The organism is Nostoc sp. (assembly GCF_036917555.1).
In the GTDB taxonomy this organism is placed as follows: domain Bacteria; phylum Cyanobacteriota; class Cyanobacteriia; order Cyanobacteriales; family Nostocaceae; genus Nostoc.
Genome location: NZ_JBALDD010000042.1, coordinates 1 through 3,992, shown reverse-complemented (window position 1 = coordinate 3,992; position 3,992 = coordinate 1). Strand labels below are relative to the sequence as shown.

The window sequence follows — 3,992 nt, the reverse complement described above, 5'->3', positions numbered from 1 at the left end:
TTAATTTAAGCAAGAGCCTTTTTGGACGTTCACTCTCAGTAATATATATGTACTGTTAAATGGCGATCGCTGTGCCAGTTGCGTAAGTCCTGAATATGAATGGCAAGGCTATATTGACTTTGAGAAATTGCCCAAAAGTTTTAATCCACCCCAGGGTTATATTGCTACTGCCAATAATTTAGTTATGCGTGAATATCCTTACCTGATTACCGCAGACTGGGTTTATGGCTACCGAGCAAAGCGGATTGTTGAAATGATTTCACAACAAACTCAGCCGATTTCCTTGAAGGATGTGCAGCAGATACAGGGTGACGATCGCAATTTAAATGCACAGACATTAGTGCCACTACTAGAATCTATCACTGTTAATACTCCCCGCTTACAAGCAGCCCAAAAACTGCTGCAAGATTGGAATTTGCAGTTAGGAATGACATCGCCTGCTGCTGCTCTATTTGAAGTATTCTGGAAACACTTGCTAGCAGATACATTTCACGATCAGTTGCCTGAAAAGTACTTTCCCGATGGAGGCGATCGCTGGTATGCTGTGGTTGCAAATTTGGTCAAACAGCCCAATAGTTCTTGGTGGGACAACCGCAACACCCCGAAAGTTGAGAACCGCGACCAAATCCTCCGACAGTCCTTTATAGAAGCCGTAGATGAACTAGAACGAATTCAAAGCAAAGACCCGAAAAACTGGAATTGGGGCAAGCTGCATACCATTACTTTTCGGAATGCCACCTTGGGTAAATCTGGGGTTGCACCGATTGAAGCTTTATTTAATCGTGGTGCATTTGCTACATCTGGTAACGGCGAAACAGTGAATGCTAACCGCTGGATAGCAAATAAATCCTTTGAGGTGAGTGATATTCCTTCACTGCGGATGATTGTAGATTTGGGAAATTTAGATAACTCAGTAGCAATTCACACCCCTGGACAATCAGGCCATGCTTTTCATAACCACTACAACGATATGGTTGAACCCTGGCGCAAGATTGAATACCACCAGATGTTATGGGAATCAAAGAATGTTACAGCAAATACTACTGCCACATTGAGGCTAATTCCAAAAGTGGCAGAGTAAAAGAGAACATGACTATACAATTTAAAATGCAGCTATTTACGTGTGGTCTGGAAAGTTAGAAGCTAGAAATAATGAATCCACTGACTTCTAGCTTCTGACTAATTTGAGAGGGCTATATTGATTACTGAGGAATTAAGTACTTTACTCTTCGGTGTAGTCGTTAGAAAAACGTTCGTTCCTGGGAATCCTGGGATGATAGCGATTTAGTTGATTGGTATTAATTGGTTTTTTCTGTTGAGCAGGGATATTTCGCCAACCTAAATCTTTGAGGATTCTTTGAGCTGCAACTTCACCTGTTCTACAACCCCCTTCCATGTATCCTTGATAGGACGGAGAGCAGTGTTCACCAGCAAAGAATAGATTACCTACACGTTTTTGTTCAGCTCCACTTATCCCTGTCCATTGTCCGACTAAATAGCAAGCATAGGAGGCTCTTGTATATTGCTCTCCAGACCAATAGGCGCGAATAGCTTCACCTTGATGCAGGTTTTTGATTCCGGGGAAAATCCGATCTAATTGTGGTAAAAGTATTTGGGCTTGAGATTCTGCTGAACCTTTGCCTAAAGATAAGCCATGTTCACCACCAGTAAAGTTAGTAATCAGACCTTTGGGATTTTTTTGGTGGCGACTGGGTTCCCAAGTGTTTTGAAAGCCTAAATCAGTAAATGTTGCTGCTGTTGAGTTATATTTATTGCGCCACAATTTTTGTTGATAGGCTGTAATTAATTTGGCATTTGTACCATATCCTAATTCTGCGTTAGCGAAGCTCACCGAAGGTATCGCTTTCTGTTTAAATGCTGGTAAATTCACATCCAACTTCACTAAACGCAAAGTGGTAAAGGGCAATGTTAGCAAGATTCTTTCATAAGTACGATCAAAGGTTTTATAGCCAGACTTTAAACTAACTCGATAGCGACCATCGGGACGGATACAGATAGTTTCTAATTCTGTTTCAGTTTGTATAACATTTGCTAAATAATTCGCTAGCAGACGGGGTACTTGGTCGTTACCACCACGAATAGTGTAACGTTCATCGCTTTCACCGTAGACTGAGAATATATCAGTGTTAGTACCAATCAAAAACAATAGATTCAAACAGGATTGTTCTGCTGCTTCTCGGCCATATTCGGTAGTATAAGAAACATACAGCATTTCTTGCAGAATGGGATTAATTTGTGCTTGCTCCAAGTACTCTGCAATAGATGTATTATCTAAAGCGAAAGCTGCCTGATTGTAAGAATGATAAGTTACATCTTCATCCCCAATAGCAACTAAATCCTCGTCAATTTTACGTGCTAAAGGAATGAAGTAATTAATAATTTCTAGTTCAGGAATTTTGCGTCCTTGAAAGTACCATGTTTCTGGTACTAATCCCTTATCAGTAGCGAGTAGATCGACTATTGTTAAACCAAGTTCTTGAGCAAGCGATCGCAATTTCGTATGATCTGTATCAATAAATTCTCCACCTAGTTCCACAGTCACGCCAGTACCTGCTGCGTTGGCTAAACTACGTATTCGACCACCAACATGATTCCTCGCCTCAACCATGTCTACAGGAACCCCAGCTTGACGTAAGCGGTATGTAGCAGTTAAGCCAGCAATTCCTGCACCCACAGCACCTTGGGAATCATGGCAAAAGCCGTAGAATCACGTCCATTATGCCAGGTAGATGTAGCTAATGCGCCTGCTAATCCCAAACCTCCATGCAGTAAGCGGCGACGAGTGGTTTTTTGTTTTAAAATATCCACTATCTCATCCGTGGGAATACCAGTTTTGAGCGATGCCCTCACAATTTTATAAGCACGTTGCAAAGATACCATTAGCGCAGATTTAGCCATTCAACCCACCTTTATTGCTGCTAATTTTCAAATAACATTAATCATTACAGGTCGAGATGATTTTTTTTATAAAGTAATGAAATTAAAATATAAAAATTTATCAAATTTTTGCCTAGGATTTTTTGGTTTTTTTAAGTAAGTTGTTAAAAATAATTAAAGGTTTTGGTAAGGACTGAAGCTCTTACTAATAGCAAATTTAATTACTTTTAAATTTCCTAATATAGTTTGATTTATTCTTGCCCACTTATATCATGTCCGCCAAATCACCCATAATAAAAGAACCCCACCCCCTAAGAGCAAGCTCTTAGGGGAGCTAAAGCGGAGCTTTTGCGGGGTGGGGTTCCGGTTATTATGGTTAATTATCCGGACATCATATTACTGATATTAGGTGAAACACTTTCCTTTATTTTTGACTCCACGTTCGCGCAGCGTTCCGTAGGGAAGGGGTACAGTAGACGCGAGGAGAAACCATAAATTTAATGCACAAATTTAGCCTGTAAGTTATCGTAATCTCCTGCCACAGCATTAAAAGCTTCTTGAATATTCATTTTTTTATTTTTAATAGAGGTAAAACTTTCTATTTTAATAACTCAATTAAAGCTGACTTCTCCACGATTAGGGCTACTCATCAAAAGCTTCTTGCCGATCTAACTCCAAAAAAAGCTCTTCTGCATTCCAAACCAAATCTTCATTTGACAAATATGGAAAGTCCAAATGTCTGACCCTTTTCAAAATCTCCAGAGCTATTTCCAGTCTCTCTGACTCTGGCAGACGATCAAAGGTGCTTAATAATTCTTCAACTGGAGCAGTCATAACTCTCTTCATTAGACACCCCAGTAGCATAGCACGACCCTATATAAACGTTCTGTGAGATGAGATTGCTCTATAGACAATTTTTTAAATTATTCAATGATCGCAGGAAATGAGCGATCGCACCACAGATAACCCCAAAACTACGCCCAGTAGAAGCGATCATACTGGTGTGGCAAGGCTAAAATAGTGCAATAAAGTTGGCGAAAAATCGGGGTAAGCTAATGGGTAAAGGTCGTAGGGATAAAGTGCTGCTGAATACC

General features: G+C 40.2%; 4 protein-coding genes. 1 reads left to right on the top strand and 3 read right to left on the bottom strand.

Going from position 1 to position 3,992, the window contains the following annotated elements; translation table 11 throughout:
* Window positions 1–43 precede the first annotated feature (43 nt).
* The gene (locus V7K60_RS16990) at window positions 44–1,081 is read left to right on the top strand and encodes a penicillin acylase family protein (protein WP_334927026.1); all 1,038 of its coding nucleotides are present in this window, start codon (window positions 44–46) and stop codon (window positions 1,079–1,081) included.
* Window positions 1,082–1,222: 141 nt separating this feature from the next.
* On the opposite strand, the gene V7K60_RS16985 is transcribed toward V7K60_RS16990, so the two are convergent.
* The 3 genes from V7K60_RS16985 to V7K60_RS16975 all read right to left on the bottom strand — a co-directional run bounded on the left by V7K60_RS16985 (window position 1,223) and on the right by V7K60_RS16975 (window position 3,732).
* On the bottom strand, window positions 1,223–2,695 hold the full coding sequence (locus tag V7K60_RS16985) for a flavin monoamine oxidase family protein (RefSeq protein WP_334927025.1): 1,473 nt from the start codon (window positions 2,693–2,695) through the stop codon (window positions 1,223–1,225).
* Complete coding sequence (locus V7K60_RS16980) at window positions 2,671–2,919, bottom strand: hypothetical protein (RefSeq protein ID WP_334927024.1); 249 nt, start codon at window positions 2,917–2,919, stop codon at window positions 2,671–2,673. Before V7K60_RS16980 ends, V7K60_RS16985 begins: the two co-directional genes overlap by 25 nt.
* Before the next feature lie 621 nt (window positions 2,920–3,540).
* Window positions 3,541–3,732, bottom strand: coding sequence for a hypothetical protein (locus V7K60_RS16975; RefSeq protein WP_334927023.1), 192 nt, complete (start codon window positions 3,730–3,732; stop codon window positions 3,541–3,543).
* Between the last annotated feature and the right edge of the window lie 260 nt (window positions 3,733–3,992).

Coding starts and splice junctions, on each gene's coding strand:
- V7K60_RS16980 (WP_334927024.1), bottom strand. CDS start 2,919: ATGGCTAAATCTGCGCTAATGGTATCTTTGCAACGTGCTTATAAAATT.
- V7K60_RS16975 (WP_334927023.1), bottom strand. CDS start 3,732: ATGACTGCTCCAGTTGAAGAATTATTAAGCACCTTTGATCGTCTGCCA.